The organism is Actinophytocola algeriensis (genome assembly GCF_014203735.1).
Classification (GTDB): Bacteria; Actinomycetota; Actinomycetes; order Mycobacteriales; family Pseudonocardiaceae; genus Actinophytocola; species Actinophytocola algeriensis.
The window spans coordinates 557,000-580,209 of record NZ_JACHJQ010000006.1 but is presented as its reverse complement, the minus strand read 5'-3'; the positions used below and the strand labels follow the sequence as shown (position 1 = coordinate 580,209).

19 protein-coding genes are annotated in these 23,210 nt (G+C 71.0%); 6 read left to right on the top strand and 13 right to left on the bottom strand.

Annotated elements, in window-relative coordinates; translation table 11 throughout:
• Position 1: 1 nt before the first annotated feature.
• The 4 genes from FHR82_RS29580 to FHR82_RS29565 all read right to left on the bottom strand — a co-directional run bounded on the left by FHR82_RS29580 (position 2) and on the right by FHR82_RS29565 (position 3,920).
• Positions 2–1,030, bottom strand: coding sequence for a LacI family DNA-binding transcriptional regulator (locus FHR82_RS29580; protein ID WP_184813831.1), 1,029 nt, complete (start codon positions 1,028–1,030; stop codon positions 2–4).
• A 22-nt stretch (positions 1,031–1,052) separates the two neighbouring features.
• Complete coding sequence (locus tag FHR82_RS29575; protein ID WP_184813830.1) at positions 1,053–1,922, bottom strand: hypothetical protein; 870 nt, start codon at positions 1,920–1,922, stop codon at positions 1,053–1,055.
• A complete protein-coding gene (locus FHR82_RS29570) occupies positions 1,919–3,304 on the bottom strand; it encodes an FGGY-family carbohydrate kinase (RefSeq protein WP_184813829.1) in 1,386 nt (461 codons plus the stop codon). Before FHR82_RS29570 ends, FHR82_RS29575 begins: the two co-directional genes overlap by 4 nt.
• A gap of 79 nt (positions 3,305–3,383) precedes the next feature.
• Entirely contained in the window at positions 3,384–3,920 is a 537-nt protein-coding gene (locus FHR82_RS29565; protein WP_184813828.1) for a MarR family winged helix-turn-helix transcriptional regulator, read from the bottom strand.
• Positions 3,921–4,431: 511 nt separating this feature from the next.
• Here FHR82_RS29565 and FHR82_RS29560 point away from each other — a divergent pair.
• Both FHR82_RS29560 and FHR82_RS29555 read left to right on the top strand, forming a co-directional pair.
• Positions 4,432–7,395, top strand: coding sequence for an AfsR/SARP family transcriptional regulator (locus tag FHR82_RS29560; protein WP_184813827.1), 2,964 nt, complete (start codon positions 4,432–4,434; stop codon positions 7,393–7,395).
• A 194-nt stretch (positions 7,396–7,589) separates the two neighbouring features.
• The gene (locus FHR82_RS29555; protein ID WP_184813826.1) at positions 7,590–7,766 is read left to right on the top strand and encodes a hypothetical protein; all 177 of its coding nucleotides are present in this window, start codon (positions 7,590–7,592) and stop codon (positions 7,764–7,766) included.
• Here FHR82_RS29555 and FHR82_RS29550 read toward each other — a convergent pair.
• The 6 genes from FHR82_RS29550 to FHR82_RS29525 form a co-directional block, all read right to left on the bottom strand.
• Complete coding sequence (locus tag FHR82_RS29550; RefSeq protein ID WP_184813825.1) at positions 7,763–8,269, bottom strand: helix-turn-helix domain-containing protein; 507 nt, start codon at positions 8,267–8,269, stop codon at positions 7,763–7,765. The two genes, FHR82_RS29555 and FHR82_RS29550, sit on opposite strands and share 4 nt — an antisense overlap.
• 601 nt (positions 8,270–8,870) lie before the next feature.
• Positions 8,871–10,193, bottom strand: coding sequence for an ABC transporter substrate-binding protein (locus tag FHR82_RS29545; protein WP_184813824.1), 1,323 nt, complete (start codon positions 10,191–10,193; stop codon positions 8,871–8,873).
• Positions 10,190–11,197, bottom strand: coding sequence for a branched-chain amino acid ABC transporter permease (locus tag FHR82_RS29540; RefSeq protein WP_184813823.1), 1,008 nt, complete (start codon positions 11,195–11,197; stop codon positions 10,190–10,192). Before FHR82_RS29540 ends, FHR82_RS29545 begins: the two co-directional genes overlap by 4 nt.
• A gap of 1 nt (position 11,198) precedes the next feature.
• Entirely contained in the window at positions 11,199–12,077 is an 879-nt protein-coding gene (locus tag FHR82_RS29535; RefSeq protein ID WP_184813822.1) for a branched-chain amino acid ABC transporter permease, read from the bottom strand.
• Between the two features lie 11 nt (positions 12,078–12,088).
• Positions 12,089–12,793, bottom strand: coding sequence for an ABC transporter ATP-binding protein (locus FHR82_RS29530; RefSeq protein WP_184813821.1), 705 nt, complete (start codon positions 12,791–12,793; stop codon positions 12,089–12,091).
• Positions 12,777–13,541, bottom strand: a complete 765-nt coding sequence (locus tag FHR82_RS29525; protein WP_221464489.1) for an ABC transporter ATP-binding protein — start codon at positions 13,539–13,541, stop codon at positions 12,777–12,779. Before FHR82_RS29525 ends, FHR82_RS29530 begins: the two co-directional genes overlap by 17 nt.
• A gap of 174 nt (positions 13,542–13,715) precedes the next feature.
• Here FHR82_RS29525 and FHR82_RS29520 point away from each other — a divergent pair, with 174 nt between their 5' ends.
• Entirely contained in the window at positions 13,716–14,939 is a 1,224-nt protein-coding gene (locus tag FHR82_RS29520) for a PucR family transcriptional regulator (protein WP_184813819.1), read from the top strand.
• A 426-nt stretch (positions 14,940–15,365) separates the two neighbouring features.
• Here FHR82_RS29520 and FHR82_RS29515 read toward each other — a convergent pair whose 3' ends face one another.
• Complete coding sequence (locus FHR82_RS29515) at positions 15,366–16,223, bottom strand: alpha/beta hydrolase family protein (protein WP_184813818.1); 858 nt, start codon at positions 16,221–16,223, stop codon at positions 15,366–15,368.
• Between the two features lie 137 nt (positions 16,224–16,360).
• Here FHR82_RS29515 and FHR82_RS29510 point away from each other — a divergent pair, with 137 nt between their 5' ends.
• The 3 genes from FHR82_RS29510 to FHR82_RS29500 are packed head-to-tail and all read left to right on the top strand — an operon-like array spanning position 16,361 to position 20,966.
• On the top strand, positions 16,361–16,957 hold the full coding sequence (locus FHR82_RS29510; RefSeq protein ID WP_184813817.1) for a QsdR family transcriptional regulator: 597 nt from the start codon (positions 16,361–16,363) through the stop codon (positions 16,955–16,957).
• A 47-nt stretch (positions 16,958–17,004) separates the two neighbouring features.
• On the top strand, positions 17,005–18,570 hold the full coding sequence (locus FHR82_RS29505) for a class I adenylate-forming enzyme family protein (RefSeq protein WP_184813816.1): 1,566 nt from the start codon (positions 17,005–17,007) through the stop codon (positions 18,568–18,570).
• Entirely contained in the window at positions 18,567–20,966 is a 2,400-nt protein-coding gene (locus FHR82_RS29500; protein ID WP_184813815.1) for a helix-turn-helix transcriptional regulator, read from the top strand. Before FHR82_RS29505 ends, FHR82_RS29500 begins: the two co-directional genes overlap by 4 nt.
• Here the strand turns inward: FHR82_RS29500 and FHR82_RS29495 are convergent.
• Both FHR82_RS29495 and FHR82_RS29490 read right to left on the bottom strand, forming a co-directional pair.
• Positions 20,938–22,122, bottom strand: a complete 1,185-nt coding sequence (locus tag FHR82_RS29495; protein WP_184813814.1) for an acyl-CoA dehydrogenase family protein — start codon at positions 22,120–22,122, stop codon at positions 20,938–20,940. The two genes, FHR82_RS29500 and FHR82_RS29495, sit on opposite strands and share 29 nt — an antisense overlap.
• Entirely contained in the window at positions 22,119–23,159 is a 1,041-nt protein-coding gene (locus FHR82_RS29490; protein ID WP_184814151.1) for a zinc-binding dehydrogenase, read from the bottom strand. Before FHR82_RS29490 ends, FHR82_RS29495 begins: the two co-directional genes overlap by 4 nt.
• Positions 23,160–23,210 lie beyond the last annotated feature (51 nt).

The following is a 23,210-nucleotide window of genomic DNA, read 5'->3' as shown; positions in this document are numbered from 1 at the left end:
GCTACCCGCTCACCTTGCGCGTCGATCCGCGGCGTTCGAACGTCGGCGTCAGCCAGTCCGTCTTCGGCGGACCGGTGAACTCGCCGGAAAGCCGGGCCAGCAACAGCTCCGCCGCCCGCGCCCCCATCGCCACCACCGGCTGCGACACCGCCGAGACGGCGGGCTGCACCATCGTCATCCACGGCAGGTCGTCGAACGCCACCAGCGAGATGTCCCGGGGCACCCGCAACCGCCGCCGCTGCAGCTCCTGCCACACCCCCGACGCCATGAGGTTGTTCGCCGCGAACACCGCCGTCACGTCCGGCTGGGCGTCCAGCAGCGTCGACAACGCGGTGGCCGCGTCCCCCGACCCGAACCCGACCCGCGCCACGAGTTTCTGGTCGAACCGGACCTTCGCCGACCGCAGCGCCGCCTTGTACCCGGCGAGCCGGCCGACGCCGGTGGTCCACTCCAGCTCGTCGATCAGGAACGCGATCCGCCGGTGCCCCAGCTCGAGCAGGTGCGTCGTGGCCGCGCGGGCACCGTGTTCCGAGTCGACCAGCACCGCGTCGCACTGGGTCTGGGCCATCTGCCGGTCCACCTCGACGACCCGCACGCCCTGTGCGGTCAGCAGCGCGCCCGCCTCCGGGGAGAGCGGCGTGACGATCGCGCCCGGTACGCGCATCGCCAGCAGCGTGCGCGCGCCCTGCAGCTCGCGGTCGCGGTCGCCGTCGTCGTTGACCAGCACCATCTGGTACCCGGCCTCGCCTAGCACCTGCTCGATCCCGGCGGCGAGGTCGGCGTAGAACTGGTTGCGCAGGTCGGAGATGACGACCCCGACGAGCCTGCTCGTCCGCCGCTTGAGGCTGCGGGCGATGTCGTCGGGCACGTACCCGAGCCGGTCGGCGGCGGCCAGCACCCGCAGTTTCACCGACGCCGCCGCGTACCCCTGCCCGGTGAGCGCCCGTGACGCGGTCGACGGCGACACCCCGGCGGCCCTGGCGACGTCGCCAATGGTCACCCGCCGGGGCACCCCGTCGACGTGGCTCACGACCCGTCCTCGCAGGCTCCGCTCACGCAGCGACCTCCTGCCAAGGCCGGGCCGAGCTGTCGACCACCTCGGCGAGCCGCTTGAGCCGGTCGACCGCACGCGACCGCAGCAGCGGCGTCGGGTCGGCGAGCGTGTCACTCCAGATGGCGCGGCCGGCGAGGAAACCGGACGCGCCCGCGTCGCACGCCGTGCGCACGGCGTGGGGGAAGTCCTCGATCGTCACGCCCTGCGACAGCACCACCCACGGCACCGGCACCGTCGCGGTGATCCGCTCGCACACCCGCGCGACCTCGCCCCGGTCGCCGACCCCGCGTCTTGGCACCTGCGCCTTGTACAGCGAGGGCCGCAGCGCCCCGAGCTCGGCGGCGGCCTCCAGCTGCAGCTTGTCGAAGTCGTCGTCCGAGGTCGGCCGCACCACGCCTTCGAGCACCGAGAGCAGCCCGGCGCCCGCACAGCGCCGCACGAACTCCTCGGCCATCGCGAGCCGGGCGTCCCGGTGCTCGTCCGGCCGCCACACCAGCAGCAACTTCATCGCGACCACACCGCGCTCACGGACGTGCGCCGGGTTGATGTCCTCGTCGAGCGACGTCCGCACCACCGGCCCGCCTTCGGGTGGGTGCTGGAGCCGGTCCGCGGCGAGGATCAGCCCGCACGTCGGCGGCAGCAGCCGCTCCGCGAGCACCTGGTCGAACCCGAAGGTCCGGTCGATCAGGAACCCGCTCGCGTGCTGGCCCAGCTCGGCGGCGACCGCGAGCTTGAACTTGGTCAGGTCGCTGTCGGGGACCGGCGCGGGGGTGTGCGCGCCGAGCATCGCGCGCAGGCTCTCCCGCTGGTCCATCGCCACCATGGCCAGGCCACCGGACGGCCGCGCCAACTCGGTCAGGCTTGTCATGCCACCTCCCGTACCCGGGGCAGGAATGCGCCCCGGTAGATCGCGTCGTATCGGTTGGCGAGGAAATCGTCGCGTGCCAGGGCATCGCTACGCAGCACCGGAGACGACATGCCCAGCGCGGTGCCCGCCAGGAGTGCCGCACCGGCGCACGCCGCGTCCGCGGTCGCCGTCGACCGCACCGGACCCGGCATGACGTGCGCTTTCACCGCCATCCACGCGGCGCCCCTGCTCGGCCCGCCCAGCACGGTCACCGCGTGGAGCTTGGTGTCCGTGTGTTCCGCGTGGTGCTCGGCGAGCCACCGTGCGTGGAACGACGCGCCCTCGAGCGCGCCGACGAGCACGTCCGGCAGTCCCTGCCCGGGCGCGAGATCGTGCACCGAGAGCCTCCGGTGCGGATCCGGGGCCGGTGCGCCGAGGCCACCGAGGTAGGGGAGCACCACGATCCCGGTCGGCCGCCGGTCCACCGACGCGGCCGCCTTCTCCAGGCCCGCGACGTCACCTTCCGGTGACGCCAGCGAGCACAGCCACTCGAGAAGGCGGCCACAGTGCGGGAAACCGGACACCATGGCCCACCGCGTGCCGTCCACGGTCCGGTTCCACGACGTGCCGGAACCAGCCGCGGCGCGGGGGGCCACCCGCTCGGACACCGTCACCACCGCCTCTGCCGTTCCCAGAGAGTCCACCACATCTCCCGGCTCACGCGCGCCCGCCGCATGTGCGGCAACCAGGTGATCGTGCCCCGCGACCACCACCGGTGTGCCTACTGGGAGTGGTCCTGTCGCCGCCGCCCCGACGTGCTGGTCCGGCAGCTGCCCCGCGCGGACCCCGGCCAGGTCGAGGAGGTCGTCGTCGTACCGGTCCCGCAGCTGGTCGTAGGCCCCGGACCGCCCCGCGAACGTCCGGTGCGACAGCGCCGTGCCCGCGAGGACCGTCGCCACGAGCTCGGGAATTCCCACCCACACCCGCATCCGGTCAAGGAGTGCCGGCTGGTGGCGCCGCAACCACAACCACGAAGCGAGCGGCGTCCTCGCGGAGACGTCCACCCCCGTGGTCGCGAAGATCGCTTTCCGTCCCACCCGGTCGGCAAGCCACCCGGCCTCACCCGACGCCCGCGTGTCGTGCCACCACAGCAGCGGTCCCATCGGCAACAGGTCGTCGTCCAGGGGCAGTCCGCCCTCGGCCACCCCGGTCACCCCGACCGCGTCCGGCGCACCGGATTCCTCGACGCATAACCGCAGGTCAGCCAGGATTCCGGCGACGAGGTTGCCGGCGTCGGCGGGGGTGGGCCGCCGCCGTTCGACCACGGCGGTACCGTCTGTCGTGTAGACGCCGACCTTGCAGTTGGTCGTCCCGACGTCGACGCCGGCCAGCAGCCCGGACACACTTTTCCCTTCCCCAGAGATGTGGCAACGTTGCCACATCTCCGCGCCATCCTCGCCACCGGGGTGGCCAAAGGTCAAGTCAGTCCACAGTGGATGGTGCGGTGTCCCCCATTCGCGCGGCAACCGCCCGCTGGTTCACCACCAGCCGAAGGCAAAGATCCCGCAACTGAGCCACATCATCGGCACTGAACCCGTGAAACACCGCCGCCATGGCGAGCCGCGCGGGTTCCCGGAAGTCGTCGAGCCAGCCCAGCCCACCCTCGGTGATCGACACGAGCACCGCGCGCCGGTCGGCCGGGTCGGGTGCCCGGACGACCATCCCGGCCTTCTCGAGTGTGTCGACCAGCCCGGTCACGTTCCGCGAGCTGACCCCGGCGGCCCTGGCCAGTTCCCCGACCCCGGCTGGTTCGCCGTTGCTGAGCCGCAGCAACAGGTCCACGGCGCCGGAGCTGAGTGCCCGCCCCTCGGCGCCGGCGGCCCGCAGTCGCTCGACGGCATGCGCGGCGGCCCGCACGGCGGCGGCCGCCTCGAAGGCGGTGGTGTCCTCGGCGAACCGCCCCATGGTTTCCCGCACCGCGGGGTCGTAGAGCCCACGGTCGTCGTGTACGTACTTCATAGTCGGGCTTGAGACTAGTACGTGCTTCCGCAACAGGCAACCGCGTGCGACGCCGGCCGGGTCGGCCGGCACGATAATGTCGAATTCCGTTTGCGCGGAGCCGCTCCCGCCGGGGATAACGAGCCCTCCGGTATCACGGAAAATTTTCGAGGTCGCGACAATTGGCGCTATTTACGGCGGTTGTCATCGTGGGGACCGGCAAAAGCCGGTGATCCGCGTCAGCTGCCGCGCGGCGCGCCCCACGCGGTCCGGCTGATCCGATCGGCGCGCCAGACGCTCCGTCGTCGCGTTATCCCTGGTAGGAGTGGGCGATCCGGTGTCGTCCCGTGCATTCATCGCGCGCGGGTGCACGTGAATCCCGCGTCTCCTGGGCGTCGTATGAGTTTCCCCGAGTTGTCGACGACTGGTCACACAACAATTGTGTCACGTACCGGACGGCGCCCCTTCGAATTAGTAGCATCCGACGGGGTAGGTGCCAGCTTTGTATGGGGCGAAAGCTGGGTGACGAGAGATGCTGGGAATTCTGGGCACGACCGCGCTGATGTTGGACGGCAGTGCGGACGACACGTGGGGCAAGCCACGGGAACGCGCCGTGCTGGCGACCCTCGTCGTGCACGCCAACCAGGTCGTGCCCGTCGACAAGCTGCTGAAGTGGGTGTGGCCGCAGGACAAGCCGGCCCCCGCCAACCCGGGACCGACGTTCCACACGTACGCGACCAGGATCCGCCGTGCGCTGGAACGGCTGCCGTCACCACCGAAGCTGCGTGCGGCGCAGGGCGGCTACCGCCTGGAGGTGGACCGGTCGTCCATCGACATCCACCGCTTCCGGGACCTGGTCGCCGATGCGCGCACGTGCGCGGACGCCAACCCGGCGCGCGTGATCGACCTGGTGGAGCGCGCGGTGTGGCTGTGGCGCGGAGAGCCGCTGGCCGACCTGGCGAGCGAACCCGCGCGAGCCTTCCGCGAACGTCTGCTGCACAACGAATGGCTCGCGGCGCACACGATCCGGGTGCGGGCACTGATCGACCTCGGGCGGTACGACGAGGCCGTGACCGCGCTGGACGACCTGCTCGCCGACTACCCGAACGACGTGCACCTGGCGAAGCTGCGTCTCACCGCCCTGTACGGCTGGGGCCGTATCCCGGAAGCCACCCGGTTCTACATCGCGACCCGCAAACGGTTGCGCGGCGACGGTGAGGACCACGCGGCGGAGCTGCTCCGGCAGCACCACTCCGAGCTGGCCGGCGGACAGCCGGTCCCGAACCCGCCGCGGCCCACCGAGGTCCCCCACCAGCTGAGGCACGACCTGCCGGACTTCATCGGTCGTTGCGAACAGCTCGCCGCACTCGACGAGGCCGCCGCGGGACAGAGCGGCGTGGTGCTCCTGGAAGGGTCGGGTGGCGTCGGCAAGACCGCGCTCGCCGTGCACTGGGCACATCGGGTCCGGTCGCGTTTCCCGGACGGCGAGCTGATGGTGGACCTCTTCGGGTTCTCCGAACGCGGTGCCGTCGTGGAGCCCGCGGCGGTCGTGGACGACTTCCTGATCGCCCTGGGGCAGCGTCCGGACCAGCTGCTGGACCAGCGTCAGCGGGCCCAGCTGCTCAGCCGGTTGCTGGCGGGCAGGCGCACCCTGGTGATCCTCGACAACGCGAGGGACACCGACCACGTGCGTGATCTCGTGGCCCTGCTGTCGTCCTGCATGGTGGTGGTCACCAGCAGGCAACGGCTGTCCCGGTTGCGCGTGGCCACGGGCGCGCGGCGGATCGCAGTGCGCCCGATGAGCCCGGCGGAGTCCGCGGAACTGCTGTCGACCCACACCAGCGCGCCCATCCCCGACGACCACCGGCTCGTCGAACTGTGCGGTGGCCTGCCGCTGATGATCACGGTGCTCGCGGACGAGCTGGCAGGCAAGTCGGTCGAGCAGCTGGACGAGTTCGCGGTGCGGCTGAACCGCAGGAACCTGCTGATGACGGTGGGGGAGCACGGCGAGGGGCCACCGCCGGGTGAGGCCTGTTTCTCCTCGTCCTACCGGGCTCTCGGCCAGCCGGAGCGCAGGCTGTTCCGGTTGCTCGCACTGCACCCGGGCCCGGACATGTCGGTCGACGTCGCGTACGCCTGCGACGGGCGGACGCCCGCGCAGACGACGCGCAGCCTGCTCGCGCTGGCGGGTGCGCACATGATCGAGCAGGCGGACGAGCTCGACCGCTTCCGGATGCACGACCTCGTGGCCGACTACGCCGCGTACCGGCTCGACCGGGACGAGCAGGCGGAGACCCGCGAAGCGGCACGGGACCGGTTGTTCGGGTTCTACATCGCCGCGGCGACGGAAGCGGCGTGCCTGCTGTACCCCGGTTACCTGACCCCGCCGAACCAGCCGACCTCGGACCGGCTGCCGTTCCTCACGCCGACCGACGCGTTGAACTGGTTCCACCGGGAGCGGACGAACCTGACCGCGGTCATCCGCCACGCGCACGAGACGGGCCACCACGACCACGTGTGGCGGCTGACCGATCCGGTCGCGACGTTCTTCGACCGGTCCGGCTGCACGATCGAGAGCCGTGCGGTCTACTCGCTCGCCGCGTCGTCCGCCAGGACGATCGGCGACCCGGGTGGGGAGACCTCGGCGCTCGTGGGGCTGGGCATGGCCGAGATCACGATCGGCGCGTACGTGCCTGCGAGGGAACACCTCGAGGCCGCGCTCGTGGTGGCGGAACGGGCCGACCTGGACCGCGGCCGGACCGTCGTGCTGCACCAGCTCGGGCAGCTGGCCGCACGTCAGGGGGAACCCGCCGAGGCGCTGCGCCTGTTCGAACGCGGTCTGGCCATCGCCGAGGCCGTCGGAGACCACCAGGGGGTCAGCTGGTTCCACGTCGCCATCGGTGGCGTGCTGCGCACCATCGACCGGCATCGCGAGGCGGTGGAGCACCTGCACGAGGCGCGGTGGCAGGCGCGCAGGCTGGGAGAGAAGTCCGCGGAGACCCACTGTCTGCTCGAACTGGGTTCGATCTCCCGCGAGCTCTGCGACTACGAGGTGGCGGCGGCGCACTGCGAGTCGGCGCTGTCGATGGCGGAGAGCGTCCCCGACCTCGCCGCCGTGGCGCGGGCCTGTGTGGCCCTGTGCCGGACCAACAGGGACCGGCGGCGTTTCGACGCCGCGATCCGCTTCGGCCGGCGAGCGGTCGAAGTGCTTCGCGGCAGCCAGAACCTGGCCGGTCAGGCCGACGCGGCCGAGGTGCTGGGCGACGCGTTGCACGCAGGCGGCGAACTCGACCAAGCGCTGAGCATCTGGCGCCAGGCCGCCGACCTCCACGACTACACGGGTGCACCCGGTCGGGCGACGGGAGTGCATGCCAAGATAAACGAGGCGTTCCAGGTCGCGGAGCGGACGGTTCCCTTGGCACGCGCGGACTCGGCCGGTCACGACTTCGTGACCGACCCGCCGCAGTGGGTGGTGCCACCCGAATCCGTCACCTGAAAGAGTGATGCACGAAAATGTGAACGCGCTGATCAGCTGTTGCGTGGCCGACCGATTTACGTAGCGTCAGTTGACCACGGCACAGGGACAGGGCTAACTTCCGGATCCTCATGATCATGTGGACGGCGTGGCAGGCAAGCACTCCACGTCGTCTCGGTCCCTCTCCGGAAGGCTCCAAAACAGTGATTGGCGCAGTGTTCTATGTGGTCGCGGCCGTGGTCGCACCTGCTTCGGATTCGTTGGCGGCGGACCAGCTCGCGGAGCCCTCGGTGGTGAGTCACCAGGCCGTCGAGTCCAAGCAGGCCGGGGAGATCCACGCGGACTACCTTCCCTACTACGGCATCCGCCCGACATACCTTCCGTACTACTAGTCCACACCGGATGGCTCCGGGGTGAACTGAGCCAGGTACGTGGCCAGCTCGGCGTGCGTGCGGCCGAGGAACGCGGCGAGTTCGCGCACCGCGGCGGGTGTCAGGTCCACGATCCCTTCCGGGTCGTCGTTCAACCGGTTGCGGGCCCAGGGAAATATCGGCCGGTAGGTGTTGTTGGTGTCCGCGAGCAGTTGGCGGAGGTCCACTCGCAACACGAGGTTCTGGACGTTGATGCGAGCGCGCTGCAGCGCCTGCCCGAGGACGACCGAGGCGCTGACCTGCAGACCTTCGGCCAGCTCTATCAGCCGTAGCACGGTGAGCTGACGCAGGCCGTGTTCGTAGGCCAGCAGTGTCCGGTCGCCGATGCGTGACGGCAGGCGCTTCACGAACTGCGCGCGGCTCCAGCCGTGCGCCTCCCGCGTGCGCCTCAGCTCATCCCCCAGCGCGCGCCCGATGGCGGCGCTCGTCGCCTCGTCCTCCGTGTTCAGTTGGTACTCGGTCACGCGGCGCACCGGCGGGTCGCGAGAGGACAGGCGAAACCACGACGCCACTGTGAACTTCTCATCGGTACTGGTACCCCCTTCCCGTCGTCGTCGACGAGGCGCCGGATGCCCCCTGGTGGACCGGTCGCAGTTCGCCGAACGAGACAGTAAGTCGGAACGGATAATTGCGGGTTGACTAGTAATCGGTACGACGTCGTTCCCACCGGGTGTTTGTTATGCGACACACGTTTCTGGGAGGGTGCGACGCGCCCTTTTCCAGATTAGAGCCGCCCGCGAAGAATTGACGACTCAACGTCACCCATGGTGTCGCGAAGGGGGTTTGAGGCCTGTAATGCGACGCTGAGTATGAGTATTCACGCGGAAGGCGCCGCGTCTGCCACCCGTTTGGCCTAGCCGAGCACGGTAGTCGAACGCGCTGTGTGACAACTCGTGGACTTATACGCAACGTCGGCGTCAATCACTATGTGGTCGCCCGGATTGTGGACCATTATATTTCTGATGGCGCCGTTCGCGATTTTTATTGCTGTGGCCGAACATGTCGAACGGCGGCGTGGCTTCCGCGTTGCCGCGGTTGCCTGCGCCGCCGTTCGAGGGGCCGCGGTTACTCCGCGGGTTTCACGTCCGGGATGCCGTTCGACGGGGGTGCGTCGCCTGCCGCCGAGTCGTCCTCCTTGATGGGGGTGTCGCCAAGGTCGGTCACCAGGACCGGGGTCAGGTCCTCGCCGATGCCGTTCTGGATCTCGACCACCGACATGCCCGAGATGCCCAGGTGGCTGTCGCCGGTGTAGCGGAACGGGGCTATGCCAGGGCCTTCGAAGGAGGCGCCCGACTTCTCGATGGCTTCGACGATGCCCTCACGGGTCGGGTCCTGGCCCGCGGCCTGCAGCGCCTGGACGAACGTGTACGCCTGCGACATGCCGTAGACGCGGTAGTTGGTCAGCTCACCGTCGGCACCGTGTTCGTCCCAGACCTTCTGCCACAGCTTCATCCACGGGTCGTCCGGCGCGTCCATGCCGGGGAGGTACTCGGTGGACATCACGCCGTTCAGCAGTGACGCGCTGTCGGTCACGGCGCCCTCCGAGAAGCGGGCCAGCAGGGAGCCGACCAGTGCCGGGTCCGAGCCCACGTTGCTGTAGAACCACTTCGGCTTGAAGCCGATCTTCAGGGACACCAGCTGGCTGAGCGCGGTGTACGACGGGACGTTGAAGCCCAGCACCAGATCGACACCGGCCGCCTGGAGCTGCGCGATCTGCGGCGCCACGTCGGTGTTGCCCGGCGTGTACTTCGCGACCGCGACGATCTGGCTGTCCAGGTACCGCCGTGCGCCCTTCTCGCCGTCGCGGCCGAAGTCGTCGTCCTGCAGGAACAGGCCCACCTTGGCGTCCGGCATGTTCTTGGCGACCCAGTCACCGATGATCTTGCCCTCGATCTCGTAGTCCGGTTGCCAGCCGAACGTGAAGGGCTTCTCCTTCGGCCAGTCGCCCCACTGCAGCGAGCCGGACGACACGAAGAGGTCAGGGACCTTGGCGTCGTTCAGGTAGTCCACCACGGCACTGTGCGTCGGGGTGCCAAGACCGCCGACCATCGCGAAGATCTCGTCGTTCAGCACCAGCTCGTTGGTGACCTGGCTGGTGTTCGTCGGGTTGTAGCCGTCGTCCTTGACCACGAACTCGATCTTGCGGCCGTTGACGCCGCCGTTCGCGTTGACGTAGTCGTAGTACGCCTGGTGGCCGCTCGGGATCTCGCTGTACCCGGGCGCCGCGACGCCGGTCAGCGGGAAGTGCGCGCCGATCTTGATCGTCGTGTCGGTGATGCCTACGGTCGAGCCCTTCTCCTCGCCCTCCGGCCTGCCGCCCGCGCCGCAGGCGGTCGCCGTGACCGCCATGGCGAGGAGTAACGCCGTACCTGTGTACCAGCGCTTCATGAACTTCGCCTCCAGTGAATGAGTTTCCGCAGCCCGCCGGCGAGGCCGGCCGGTGCGAGCAGCACGACCAGGACGGTGACCAGGCCGTAGATCAACGGCGCCAGCTGCGCGGCCTGCACGTCGGTGAGGCCGAGGTCCGTGCCGGCCCCGGTCACCACCTGCGGCAGGAACGTCAGCAGCGCCGCCCCGACCAGCGCCCCGACAAGACTTCCCAAACCACCGAGCACCACCGCCGACAACAGCAGCAGTGACAAGGTCAACGTGAACCCGCTCGGCGCAGCCAGTCGCGCCGACAACGCCAGGAGCCCGCCCGCGAGCCCAGCACACCCCGCGCTGACGACGAACGCCTGCACCCGCGCGCGGCCCAGGTTGATGCCGGCCAGCTCGGCCGCCACCTCGTCGTCCCGCACCGCCTGCCAGTTGCGGCCGACGCGGCTCCGCGACAGGTTCGCGAGCAGCACGAACACCACGATCACGCCGAGCCAGCCCAGGTAGGCGAGATACCTGATCTGCGTCAGTTCCTGGCCCGTCACGAAGTACGCCGCGTCCGCGAGCCAGACCGGGATCTCCGGCATCCGCACGTTCAGGCCCTGCTCGCCACCGAGCCACTCGCTGAAGTACAGCGGGATCCCCGGTATGGCGACGGCGAGCGCGAGTGTCGCACCCGCCAGGTACGGCCCGTGCAACCGCGCGGCGGCGACGCCGACGAGCGCGCCGACCACCACCGTGATCACCGTCGCCAGTGCCAGGATCACCAGCAGTGGCAACGTTCCCTCCCGCGACTGCAGCATGAGCGCGGTCGAGTACGCGCCCACCGCCATCAGCGCGCCGTGCCCGAGGGACAGCTGACCGTTCAGTCCGGTGAGGATGGTCAGGCCGGCCGCCGCGATCGCGTAGTAGGCCATGGCGGCGAACTGCGCGTTGCGGAACTGGCTGGTGGTCTCCAGCACGAGCACGACGACCACCAGCGCGCCGAGCGCGAGGAGCAGATGCCTGCGCACCATGTCAGACCCTCCGCTCACGGACGCTCGCGAACAGGCCGCCGGGTTTGAGCAACAGCACCGCCATCAGGATCACCAGCGCGGCGAGCGGTACCAGCTCCGAACCGACGTACCCGCTGACCAGGCTCAGCGACAGCCCGAGCAGGAGCCCGCCGACCACGGCGCCGACCGGGCTGTCGAGCCCGCCGAGCACCGCGGCGACGAACCCGTACACCACCACACCGTCCATGTAGGACGGGTGGACCAGGCCGCCGCCCGCGATCAGCAGCCCGGACAGCGAGCCGACGAGCGCGGCGAGCGCCCAGCCGAGCGTCAGCATCCGCCCGACCTTCACGCCGAGGAGGCGTGACACCTCCTGGTTGAACGCCGACGCCCGCATCCGCAGCCCCAGGTCGGTGCCTCGGAACAGCAGCACGAGCCCGACCATGACCACGGCGACCGCGACGACCGTGAACACCCCGAACCCGGTCAGTGCGATCGTCGTGTCGCCGATCTGGAAGCCGCGCAACCCGAACGGCGCCGGGAACGACCGGTACCGCGAGCCGAACACGATGGCCGCCAGTGCGTGCAGCACGATGAACAGCCCGAGCGTGAGGATCACCGCGTTGATCTCGGACTTGCCGGACACGAACCGGACCACGAACCGTTCCACCACGGCGCCGAGCACGAGACCCGACAGCAGGGCGGCGGCGAACCCGAGCCAGTACGAGTAGCCCGCGTCGATCAGCACCAGTGCGATGTACGTGGTGATCATCGCCATGGGCGCCTGCGCGAAGTTCACGATCCGCGTCGCCCGCCAGATCAGCACGAGCGCCAGCGCGAACGCGGCGTACACCACGCCCAGCGTCACGCCGGTGAGCACGGTGGTCAGCAGTTGCTGCACGAGGCCCCCTGTCAGAATCCGAGATAGGCGTGGCGGAGGCCGTCATCCGCGGCGAGGGTGGCCGCGTCGTCGCGCACCACCACCTTGCCGAGGTTGAGCACGACACCGTGGTCCGCGATGGACAGTGCGCTCCGCGCGTTCTGCTCGACGAGCACGACGGTCAGCCCGTCGTCGCGCACGAGCCCGCGGAGCAGTTCGAAGATCTGCACGACGACCTTGGGCGCGAGGCCCAGCGACGGTTCGTCGAGCAGCAGCACCTTCGGCCGCGACAGCAGCGCGCGGCCGATCACCAGCATCTGCCGCTCGCCGCCGGACAGCACGTGCGCGAGCCCGGTCCCGCGCTCGGCGAGCACCGGGAACAGGTCGTAGATCCGGCGCAGGTCGGCAGCGGTCGTCTTCCGCCGCGACCCGAGTGCGCCGAGCCGCAGGTTCTCCTCGACGGTCAGCTCCGCGAGCACGCCCCTGCCCTCCGGCACGTGCGCGAGCCCGAGCGCGGGCAGGTCCTCGGTGGACACGCCGGTGAGCGGGCGGCCGTCGAGCGACACGGTCCCGGACCGCGCGCGGACCAGCCCGGAGATGGTGCGCAGCAACGTGGTCTTGCCCGCGCCGTTCGCGCCGAGCACCGCGGTGATCTCGCCGTGCCCCGCGGTGAGGCTCACGTCGTCGAGCGCGGGCACCGGCCCGTAGCCCGCGGAGAGGTTATCGACTGTCAGCACCGGTCACCACGTCCTCGCCGAGGTAGGCCGCCTGCACAGCCGGGTCCGCCTGGATCTCGGCGGGGGCGCCGCGGGCGATCACCTTCCCGAAGTCCAGGACCACGATGTCGTCGCACACGCTCATCACGAGGTCCATGTGGTGTTCGACCAGCATCACCGACATGCGGTCGGTCAGCCCGCGCACCAGTTCGCCGATCTCGGCCATCTCGGCCGACGACAGCCCGCTGGCCGGTTCGTCGAGCAGCAGCAGGTCAGGCTCGCCGACCAGCGCGCGGGCGAGCGCGACCCGCTTGCGGACCGGGTAGGGCAGGCTCGCCGGGTAGCGCGCCGCGACGTCGGCGATGTCGAACTCCTCGAGCGCCGCCATCGCGCGGTCCCGCAGCGCGCGCTCGTCCTTCGCGCGTCTCGGCAGGCCGAGCAGGGCGGGCCAGAAGCCGGTCGTCGCGTGCCGGTCCGCGCCGACGAGCACGTTGTCCAGGACGGTCATCCGGTCGAACAGGCCCAGCTCCTGCAGGCTGCGCGCGATGCCGAGGCCCGCGAGCTGGTGGGGGCGCAGCTTGCGCAGCTCCTCACCACGCCAGGTGAGGGTGCCGGTGTCGGGCCGGACGAACCCGCAGGCCACGTTGAACAGCGTGGTCTTGCCTGCCCCGTTCGGCCCGATCACGCCGAGCACCTGGCCCGCTGCGACGGACAGGGAGACGTCGGAGAGCGCGACCAGCCCGCCGAAGTTCACCGACACGCCGGACATCTCGAAGGTCTCTGCCACGCACGGCTCCCAACGCTGGGGTTCAACGTGGGTAGAACTTTGGTCCCACCGCACGATCGAGAACATGGGCGCGGCGCACAAAATCAGTGGTGCGAACCGACCTGAACCGGACTCCCGGACTGGTCATTCTGTGCAATCGCGTGCAACGCTGCCGACATGGACGCCGTCAGAGTGCCCACGCTCGAGCCCGCCATGGAGCGTGAGATCGAACGGGCATGGGCCTCGTTGCTCGGCCAGGCAGACGCCATCGCCGACGACATCACGCTGACCCTGCTCGCCCGCGACCCGTACTGGTCGGAGCAGCGGCCGGACCGCCAGGCCGACCTGCGGTCGAGCACCCGCGAGCACATCCGCCGCGGCATCCAGACCATGGCCGGGGTCCCCGACCCGGACCAGCGCGCGATCGACGTCTGGCGGGAGACCGGCAGGCTCCGCGCACGGCAGGGCGTGCCGATGGACCGGGTGCTGTCGGCGTACACGCTCGGCACCCGCACGCTGTGGGAGGCGCTGCTGCGGCAGGGCTGGGACCACGAGGTGGAGATCGGCGAGCACCTGCTGCTGTTCGCGGGCCAGAAGCTGTGGGCGGCGCTGGACGTGCAGAACGCGATCCTCGTCGAGTCCTACCGGCGGGAGTCGACGCGGTTGCAGCGGCGGGACCTGCAGCGTCAGCAGAGCTTCCTCGACGGGCTGGTCGAGGGGCGTGGCGCGGACCCGGAGTTCGCCAGGGAGGCGCGGGAGGAGCTGGGCCTCGGCGCCGACGACGCGATCCTGTGTGTGGTCGCGCCCTTCCTGGATCCGCTGGACGAGCCGTTGCGCGCGCCGGAGGACCGGTTGGAGCGGGGCGGGGTGGTGTCGCACTGGCACGTGCGTGGGGGCAACTACTTCGGGCTGGTGTCGCGGTTGTCCGTGCAGGAGGTGTGCGACCAGCTCGCGCCGTGTGTGGCCGGGCGGGTCGGGGTCGCCGCCTGTGCTGACGGGTTGGCCGGGTTCGCCACCGCCTACCAGCTGGCTTCCCGGGCCGCCGAGTCCCTGCCCCGGGGTGCGCACCGGCTGGTGGCGCTCGCCGACCGGTTGCCCGAGGTGCTGCTGGCCGGGAGCCCCGAGGTCGTGCCGGTGCTGGTCGCTTCCACCGTCGGGCCGCTGCTGGCCCAGCCGCCTTCGCTGGCCGACACCCTGTTGGAGACTCTCGCTGCCCTGCTGGCCCACGACGGGTCGCCCACGCATGCCGCCCAGGCGTTGTACTGCCACCGGAACACGGTGATCTACCGGATGAAGCAGATCGAGTCGATCACCGGCCGCAGTCTGGCCGACGCGCATGACAAGTTCGAGTTGATGTTGGGGTTGCTGGCCGCTGGACGGGGGTACGACGGGCGGAGTTGATCTTGTCTGTGGACGACCTTTCGGCTGGTTGTCGGCACAACTAGTGCTGCTTGCTTTACGTTGGCCGGGGTGGGTTCGTGGTTTGTTCTCGCCGGATGGGGTTTGCCCCCGGCGCCCCCGGCGTCTCCCGCGCCCTCGCGACGTCCCGTTGTGCTGTGAAAGGCGCGTTCGCGGCGTTGGTCATGCTGTGAAAGGCGCTTTCAGGGCACTCAACGTCCTGAACGCGCCTTTCACGGCACTGGGGATGCCGTGAACGCGCCTTTCGCGGCCAACCGGCCGCCGCCCCGACCCGTCATGTGGATTTCGGGAGGGGCCACGGCTGCGGTCGATCTGGTTGGGCGTGGTGTGGTTGTGAGGGTGCGGACAGCGACGCCCAGCGTCCCCATCCGCACCCTCACGGCATTCGCTGCCCCTCAGCGCGTTGGGTCAGGCCGCGTGCGGGCAGGTGTTCCGGTACTCCTCGATGTCCGAGTCGTTCGGCGCCGGGCACAGGAACTGCTCGTAGCGGGTGTCGTTGTCCACGAAGCGCTTCAGCCACGAGATCATGTACTTCGCGACCGTGGTGTTCGACGTGTTCGGGAAGAAGTGGCTCGCGCCGTTCATCTCCATGTACGCCTTCTCCGCGGAGGACGGGATGGAGTTGTAGAACGGGATGGCGTGCGAGGACACCGATGCGACCGAGTCGTTCTCGCCGCCGATGATGAACGTCGGCACGCGCAGGGTCGACCAGGACTTCTGCGAGTTCCACGGCGCGAGCGGGATGGCCGCCTGCAGGGTCGGCTGGTCCTGCGCCGCCTCCAGGGAACCGCCGCCGCCCATGGAGTGGCCTGCCACCGCCAGGCGGGAGGCGTCGATGCGGGAGCGGACGGTGCTGCTGCTGGTCAGGTACGACAGCGCCGCTCGCAGTTGGTCGCCTCGGCTCGCCGGCTGGTCGTAGATCGAGTTCGTGTCGATGGTGATGACCACGAAACCCTGCGACGCGAGCCGTGGGCCCAGCCACGCGATGCTGGACTGGCTCGCGGTGAAGCCCGGCGAGATGGCCAGCGCGCCGAAAGTGCCCTCCGACGTGCTGGTCGGGTAGTAGATGGTGCCGCCGCCGAAGCCCGATACCAGGCTCGACACCGTCGTCTGTGACACCGAGAACGGGCCTCGCGACGCCTCGATGCTGTTCTCCGTGGGGTCCGGGCCCCGCTCGTACGGGTTGTCCACTGCCTGCGCCGTCGGCGCGATCGCGAGTGCCGCGACCGCCGACAGTCCACACAGGATTCGTGCGCCTCTTCGCATGTGCCCTCTCCGTTCGCCGTTGAACACGTTCGGTGACCGACTGTGGCAAACGGACGCCAGGTGCCGCATCGGTGCAATCACCGGTGTGTGGTGGGATCCGGCACGATGTGCCCCTGGCGGACGTACCATCGGCGGTCGTGAGCCCCACCGCCGACGAGATCGTCCGTTCCGCAGCGCACTGGATCGATCGCGGCATCCGCATGGACACCCGTACCTTCGCCCACGAGCTGGGCATCTCGCGCAGCACGCTGTTCCGCCGTGTCGGCAACCGGGAGGACCTGCTCGGCGAGGCGCTCTGGTACCTCGCCGACCACACCATGGCGGCCGCGGTCCGGACGTGGGAGCGGACCGAGGGATCCGCTGTGCGCGATGCCGACGGTGAGCTGCGGTGCCTCGCCGTGATGCGGGAGTACCGCTCGGCCATCGCGGGCAACAAGGGGTTCCGGCGGTTCCTCGACGAGGAGCCGACCGTCGCCATCCGGATCCTCACCGACCCGCACGGCCGGGTGCAGCCGAGGGTGATGGCGGCACATGTCGACCTGTTGCGCCGCGACGTCGAGGACGGCGGGTTCGTGCCGGCGGTGAGCCTGGAAAGCCTGTGTTACGCCATCGTCCGGCTCGGTGAAGCCTTCCTGTACTCCGACGTGCTCGCCTCGCGGGCACCCGACCTCGGGGCCGCGTCGACGCTGCTCGCGGCGCTGGTGGAGGGCCGGGTGCCGACGACCCCCTTGTGAAACACAAGTACACGGTGTTTCATCATGGGTGACCGAAGGAGGCGCCGATGCCCGTCCGGACGGACGTCAGTTGGCCACCCGGGCTCCCGGGATCGCTCGTATATCCCGAAGTCGCGGCCGGCGCCATCCTCGCGGGCGCGGCGCGCCGCTACGGCGACCGGGTCGCCTTCTCCCGCGGCGCCGAGGCCGTGACCTACCGCCAACTGGGTGAGCGGGCGGCGCAGGCCGCGCACGGGCTCCTCGCGCGCGGTGTCCGGCCCGGTGACCGGGTGGCGCTGCGGATGCCGAACTGCCTGGAGTACCCGGTCGCCTACTACGGCACGTTGCTCGCGGGCGCGGTGTTCGTGCCGGTGAACCCGCTGCTGCCGGAACCCGCCGCCGCCAAACAGATCGCGGACGCCGGCGCGGTGCTGACCCTGAGCCCCTCGGACGTGCCGGGGTTGTGCACGGGACAGCCGGCGGCGCCACCGGTCGTCGACATCGACGTGTACGGCGACCTCGCGCACCTCGCCTACACCGGCGGCACGACCGGCGAGTCGAAGGGCGTGCGCCTGCCGCACCGCAACGTCGTGGTGAACACGCTGCAGTACGCGTGCTGGGGATCCGGTTCGGTGCCCGCGCTCGACGCGGACGGCGGTGTCGTGCTCGACCAGGTCGCCTCCGAGGACGAGTACCCGAGCCGCCTCGGCACGTCGGTCGCGATCAACCTGACGCCGTGGTTCCACGCGATGGGCACCATCGCCGGGCTGAACGCCCTGCTGCTGCTGGGTTACACGACCGTGCTGCACGACCGGCTCGACCCTGGTGCCTACCTCGCCGACGCCGAACGGCTGCGGATCACGTCGATCGGTGGCGCACCCGCGTTGTTCGCGGCGCTGCTGAACCACCCGGCGATCGCCACCACCGACCTGACGACCGTCAGGACGATCTCGTCCGGTGCCGCCCCGATGCCGCTCGAGATGATCAACCGGATGCGTGCGCTGGCACCGGATGCCGTGGTGACCGAGGGCTACGGGCTCACCGAGGTCACCATGGGCGCCACGCTGGGCCCGGTGCACCGGTCGGGTGTGCGGAAGGTGGGCACCGTCGGCGTGCCGACCTTCGACACGCGGGTGCGGATCCTCGACTCGGCCGGCGCCGAGGTGCCGGCCGGCGAGCGCGGCGAGGTCTGCGTCAAGGGCCCGCAGGTCATGGCGGGCTATCACAACCGGCCCGACGCGACCGCCGAGGTGATCAGGGACGGCTGGCTGCACACCGGTGACGTCGGCGTGCTCGACGAGGACGGCTACCTGTCCATCGTCGACCGCATGAAGGACATGCTGCTGTACAAGGGCTACAACGTCTACCCGCGTGAGCTGGAGGAGATCCTGGCCGCACAGCCGGGGGTGCTCGCGGCGGCCGTCGTCGGCAAGCCGGACCCGTCCGTCGGTGAGCTGCCGGTCGCGTTCGTGGTGCCCGCGTCCGAGGCGGTCACCGCGGACTCCCTGATGTCCGTGGTGAACGAGCAGGTGGTCGCGTACAAGCGTTTGCGGGACGTCGTCTTCGTCGACCAGATCCCGGTGTCCGCGGCGGGGAAGGTGCTCAAACGCGAGCTGCGGAGCCGGTTGTCGTGACCGCCTACCCGCTGCGTGGCAGGGATGCCGTGCTCGGCGGGCTGCGGTCGGTGGTCGGCGGCGCGGTGCTGGTGCGCGGCGCGGAAGGGCTCGGCAAGTCGGCGCTGCTGACGGCCCTGCGTGCCGCGACGGGCACCCGCGTCCTCGGTGTGCCGGGCCTGCTGGCGGAACGTGCGCTGCCGTTCGCCGCGCTGCAACGGATGTTCGGTGCCGCGGTGGTGGACGGTCCCGCGGTCCACCGCATGCTGACGACGGTGTCGATGCCGACGCTGTGCTGGGTGGACGACGCACAGTGGCTCGACGAGGAATCCCGTGCCGCGCTGGCGTTCGCCGCCCGGCGGCTCGCGGGGCACCCGGTGGGTGTCGTCCTGGCGTCCAGGACCCCGTCCGAGCTGTTCGAGTCGGTGGAGCTGACCCCGTTGACCGACGACGCGGCGGACGCGCTGCTGCGCGACCGCGGGGTGCCGGCCGGGGTGCGGCCACAGCTGGTCGAGCTGGGTGGTGGCAACCCGGCGGACCTGGTGGCACTCGCGGAGTCGCTGACCGCGGCGCAGGCGGCCGGCCGGGAACCGGTGTCGCCGGTCCTCGTGTCGCGGCTGTCCCGATACGCCGCACGGCTCGCGGAACTGTCCGAGGCGGACCGGATCCGGCTGCTGGCGAACGCCGCCGAGGCACCCGCCGACATGAGCAGGGCGACCCGGTCGACGTGGTACGCGGCGGCCTCGCTCGCCGACCGCAGGGCCGCGCACGCACACCTGGCGTCCACGCTGGAGGGGCCGGACCGCACGTGGCACCGCGCGATGGCGACCGCGACCCAGTCCGCGACACTGGCCGACGAGCTGGCGGCCGCCCCGGCCGCCGACCACGCGACGGCCGCCCGGCAGCTGGAACGGGCGGCGGCGCTGACCGCCGACCCGGCGTTGCGGGCCACCCGGCTGCTGGCCGCGGTCGACGCGGCGTGGCAGGCGGGCAGGCCGGGCTGGGCGCGGCTGCTGCTGTCCCGGGTGGACACCCGGCCGGGTGAGGTCGCGTTGCGGCACGGGGAGATCGAGCTGCGCGACGGCGACCCGGCCGTCGCCACCCACGAGCTGACCACGGCCGCGGCGTTGCTGCCCGACCCGGCGCCCGCGCTGCTGTTGGCAGGCGAGGCGCGCAGGCTGGGTGGTGACCTGCGCGGCTACCGCAGGCTCGGCCTCGAGCTGGCTGGCGGGGGCGGCCTGGTCGACGCGCACTTCCGCGGGTTCACCGCGATCTTCGCCGGACGGCACGACGACGCGGCGGAGCCGCTCGACGAGACCGTGCGGCGGGGCATGGCGGCCACCGACGTGGCCGGTGCGGTCTGGGCCGCCGAGGCCGCCTTCGCGCGCGGTCACGTCGAGCAGGCCCACGAGTGCGCGGCCGCCGCGGTCGGCCGGGCCCGGCTCGGGAAGCGGCACGCGGAGCTGCCGTGGGCGCTGGTGTTCTTCTCCCTGTCCGCCATCGTGCTCGACCGGATCCCCTGCGCCAAAGCGGCGTCCCGGGACGGGCTGTCCGCGCCGCACAACCTGCGCATGGAGCACCTGACGCTGCTCGGGCTCGCCGCCGCGCTACTCGGCGACCGGGCAGCGGAACTGGACGAGGCGGCGGGCGGCATCGCCGAGCGCGGGCTGGGCAGGCCGGCCGCCGTGGCCGCGTGGGCGCACGCCTGCCTCGACCTCGCCGAGGACCGGCCCGACGACGCGCTCGGCAGGCTCGAGGACCTCGCCGCGGGCGTGGCGGGGGACCAGCCCGCGATCCGGGTCCTCGCCACGCCGCAGCTCGTCGAGGCGGCGGTGCTCGTGGCGCGCCCGGAGCGCGCGCGGGCGGCGCTCGACATCTTCGACCGCTGGACGCGTACCGGTGGCAGCCCGACCTGGCTGGCGCTGTCCCACCGCTGCCACGCGCTGACCACATCGGACACCGCCGAGGCGGAGTTCCACTTCCGCCGAGCGATCGACTGCCACCGGCGCGCGGGCAGCGGCATGGAGCTGGCCCGCACCCAGCTCGCCTACGCGACGCTCCTGCGCCGCCACCGGCGCACCCGCGACGCACGCGACCAGTTCCGCGACGCCTTGCGGGGCTTCGAGAACGTGGGCGCGCCGAGGTACGTCGAACGTGCCCGTGCGGGCCTGCGGGCCACCGGCGAGACCGTCGCCGCGCCGCACCAGTCGCTCGCCGGGCTCACCCCGCAGCAGGCGGCGATCACGCGGCTCGTCGCGGCCGGGGAGACGAACAAGGAGATCGCGCGGCGCCTCGTGATCAGCCACCGGACCGTGGACCACCACCTGCGCAACATCTTCACCACGCTCGGGGTGCGCTCCCGCGTGGAACTGGCACGCCGTGTCGTCGTCAGCGAACGAACGCGCTCAACCCCGTGACCGCGCGGCCGACGATCAGCTGGTTGATCTCCCTGGTGCCCTCGTAGGAGTACAGCGCCTCCGCGTCGGCCATGTACCGCGCCACGTCGTTCTCCAGCAGGATCCCGTTGCCGCCCAGCACTTCCCGCGCGAGCGCCACCGTCTCGCGCATCCGCGTGGACACCACCGACTTCGCGAGCGCGGCGTGCTCGTCCTTGTTGACGCCGCGGTCCTGCAGGCCGGCCAGGCCGACGACCATCGCGAGCGACGACGTCACGTTGCCGAGCATCGTCGCCAGGTGGTCCTGCACCAGCTGGAAACCCGCGATGGGCCTGCCGAACTGCACCCGCTCGCCCGCGTAGCGCAGCGCGGCCTCGTAGGCACCCATCATGCAGCCGACCGCGCCCCACGCGACCCCGCCGCGGGTCTGGCGCAGCACGTCGCCGGTGTCGCGGAACGAGTTCGCGCGCCGCAGCCGGTTCTCCTCCGGCACCACGCAGTCGGCCAGGACGATGTCCGCGTTCTGCACGGTCCGCAGCGCGACCTTGCCCCCGATCTTCGTGGCGGTGAAGCCGGGCGTGCCCTTCTCGACGACGAACCCCTTGACCTGGTCGTCTTCTTCGTCGCGGGCCCAGACGACGACGAGGTCGGCGAACGTGGCGTTGCCGATCCACCGCTTCGCGCCGTTGAGCAGCCACGTGTCGCCGTCGCGGCGGGCCGTGGTCTCCAGGCCACCTGCCACGTCGGACCCGCCGTGCGGCTCGGTCAGCGCGAACGCGCCGATCTTCTCCATGCGTGCCATGGCAGGCAGCCACCGCTCGCGCTGCTCCGGTGAGCCGCAGCGGTCGACGCTGCCCATGGCGAGTCCGGTGTGGACGCCGTAGAAGGTGTTCATGGACGGGTCGACGCGGCCGATCTCCAGCGCGATGAACCCGGTCAGCAGGCGGGTGCCGCGGTGCGCGGCCATCCCGTCGTACATCAGGCCCGCGGTGTCGAGGGCGCGGAAACCGTCGATGACCTGGAACGGGAACTCGGCGCGCTCCCAGTACTCGGTGGCGATCGGCGCGACCTCGGCCTGCAGGAACTCCCGCACCCGCAGGACGATCGCGCGTTCCGCGTCGGAGAGCTGCTCCTCGAACCCGTAGAGGTCGCCGGTGTGCGCTGCGAAGCCGGTCATGGCACCAGGATCAACCGGATCGGGTCGCCGGTCTTGTCGGTGAGGGCCCGCACGGCGGCGGGTGCCTCGGCGAGCGGCATGGTGCCGCTGATCGACCGGGACAGGTCGAGGCGGCCGTGGCGGGTGAGGTCGATGAGCCGTTCCACGTCGCCGGACGCCGAGCCGTAGTGGCCGAGCACCTGCAGCCCGCGGACGCTCAGCGCGATGCTGTTCTTCACGGCCAGTGGCTCCGGGGTGAGCCCGACGAGCACCAGCCTGCCTTTCCTGGCCAGGGTTTTCAGCGCCTGGCCGCGGACCGCGGCGACACCCGCCATGTCGTAGGCGACGTCGAGCCCGTTCCCGCCGGTGGCGGCGAGCACCTTGTCGCCGAACTCGGGATCGGCGGGGTCGAACGCGAAGTCCGCGCCGAACTCCAGCGCCCTGCCGCGTGCCGACTCGAGCGGATCGACCGCGACGATCGGGGCCGCGCCCAGCAGCCGCAGCAACTGCACGGCGTGCGCGCCCAGCCCGCCGACACCCCACACGCCCGCCGGACGCCCGGGTTCGGCGCGCCCGGTGCCCGCGACCGCGCCCCATGGCGTGGACACCGCGTCGGGCACGATCGCGGCCTGTTCGAAGGGAAGCGAGTCGGGGATCGCGACGAGCGTGTGGTGGGTCGCGGTGGCGTACTCGGCCCAGCCGCCGTCGTAGTCGACGCCGCGAGTGCGCACGGCGAGGCACGGCTCGCGGAACCGGGTGCACTGTGGACACACGCCGCACCGCTCACCGGCCGCGAGCGTGACCCTGGCGCCGGGCTGCCACGTGTCCGGTACGTCCGGTCCGACGACGTCGATCTCGCCCGCGACCTCGTGCCCCAGCGTCACTTCCTCGCCCGACGGGAACGCCGGTTTCAGGCTGCCGTCGATGAGGTGCACGTCGGAGAGGCAGACACCGGCGGCGCGGACGCGGATGCGCACCTCGCCGGGACCCGGCTCCGGCACCGGCACCTGCTTCATCTCGAACGTCCCGGCTTCAGCGTTCAACCGCCCGGCAAGCATGGTCACAAGGCCACCCTAGTGCGCCGGGACCGCCCCTGTAGGCGGCGCACA

Coding starts and splice junctions, on each gene's coding strand:
- FHR82_RS29520 (WP_184813819.1), top strand. CDS start 13,716: ATGGACGCCGTCAGAGTGCCCACGCTCGAGCCCGCCATGGAGCGTGAG.
- FHR82_RS29505 (WP_184813816.1), top strand. CDS start 17,005: ATGCCCGTCCGGACGGACGTCAGTTGGCCACCCGGGCTCCCGGGATCG.
- FHR82_RS29525 (WP_221464489.1), bottom strand. CDS start 13,541: ATGTCCGGCGTGTCGGTGAACTTCGGCGGGCTGGTCGCGCTCTCCGAC.
- FHR82_RS29565 (WP_184813828.1), bottom strand. CDS start 3,920: ATGAAGTACGTACACGACGACCGTGGGCTCTACGACCCCGCGGTGCGG.
- FHR82_RS29490 (WP_184814151.1), bottom strand. CDS start 23,159: ATGCTTGCCGGGCGGTTGAACGCTGAAGCCGGGACGTTCGAGATGAAG.
- FHR82_RS29495 (WP_184813814.1), bottom strand. CDS start 22,122: ATGACCGGCTTCGCAGCGCACACCGGCGACCTCTACGGGTTCGAGGAG.
- FHR82_RS29540 (WP_184813823.1), bottom strand. CDS start 11,197: ATGGTGCGCAGGCATCTGCTCCTCGCGCTCGGCGCGCTGGTGGTCGTC.
- FHR82_RS29545 (WP_184813824.1), bottom strand. CDS start 10,193: ATGAAGCGCTGGTACACAGGTACGGCGTTACTCCTCGCCATGGCGGTC.
- FHR82_RS29515 (WP_184813818.1), bottom strand. CDS start 16,223: ATGCGAAGAGGCGCACGAATCCTGTGTGGACTGTCGGCGGTCGCGGCA.
- FHR82_RS29575 (WP_184813830.1), bottom strand. CDS start 1,922: ATGACAAGCCTGACCGAGTTGGCGCGGCCGTCCGGTGGCCTGGCCATG.
- FHR82_RS29560 (WP_184813827.1), top strand. CDS start 4,432: ATGCTGGGAATTCTGGGCACGACCGCGCTGATGTTGGACGGCAGTGCG.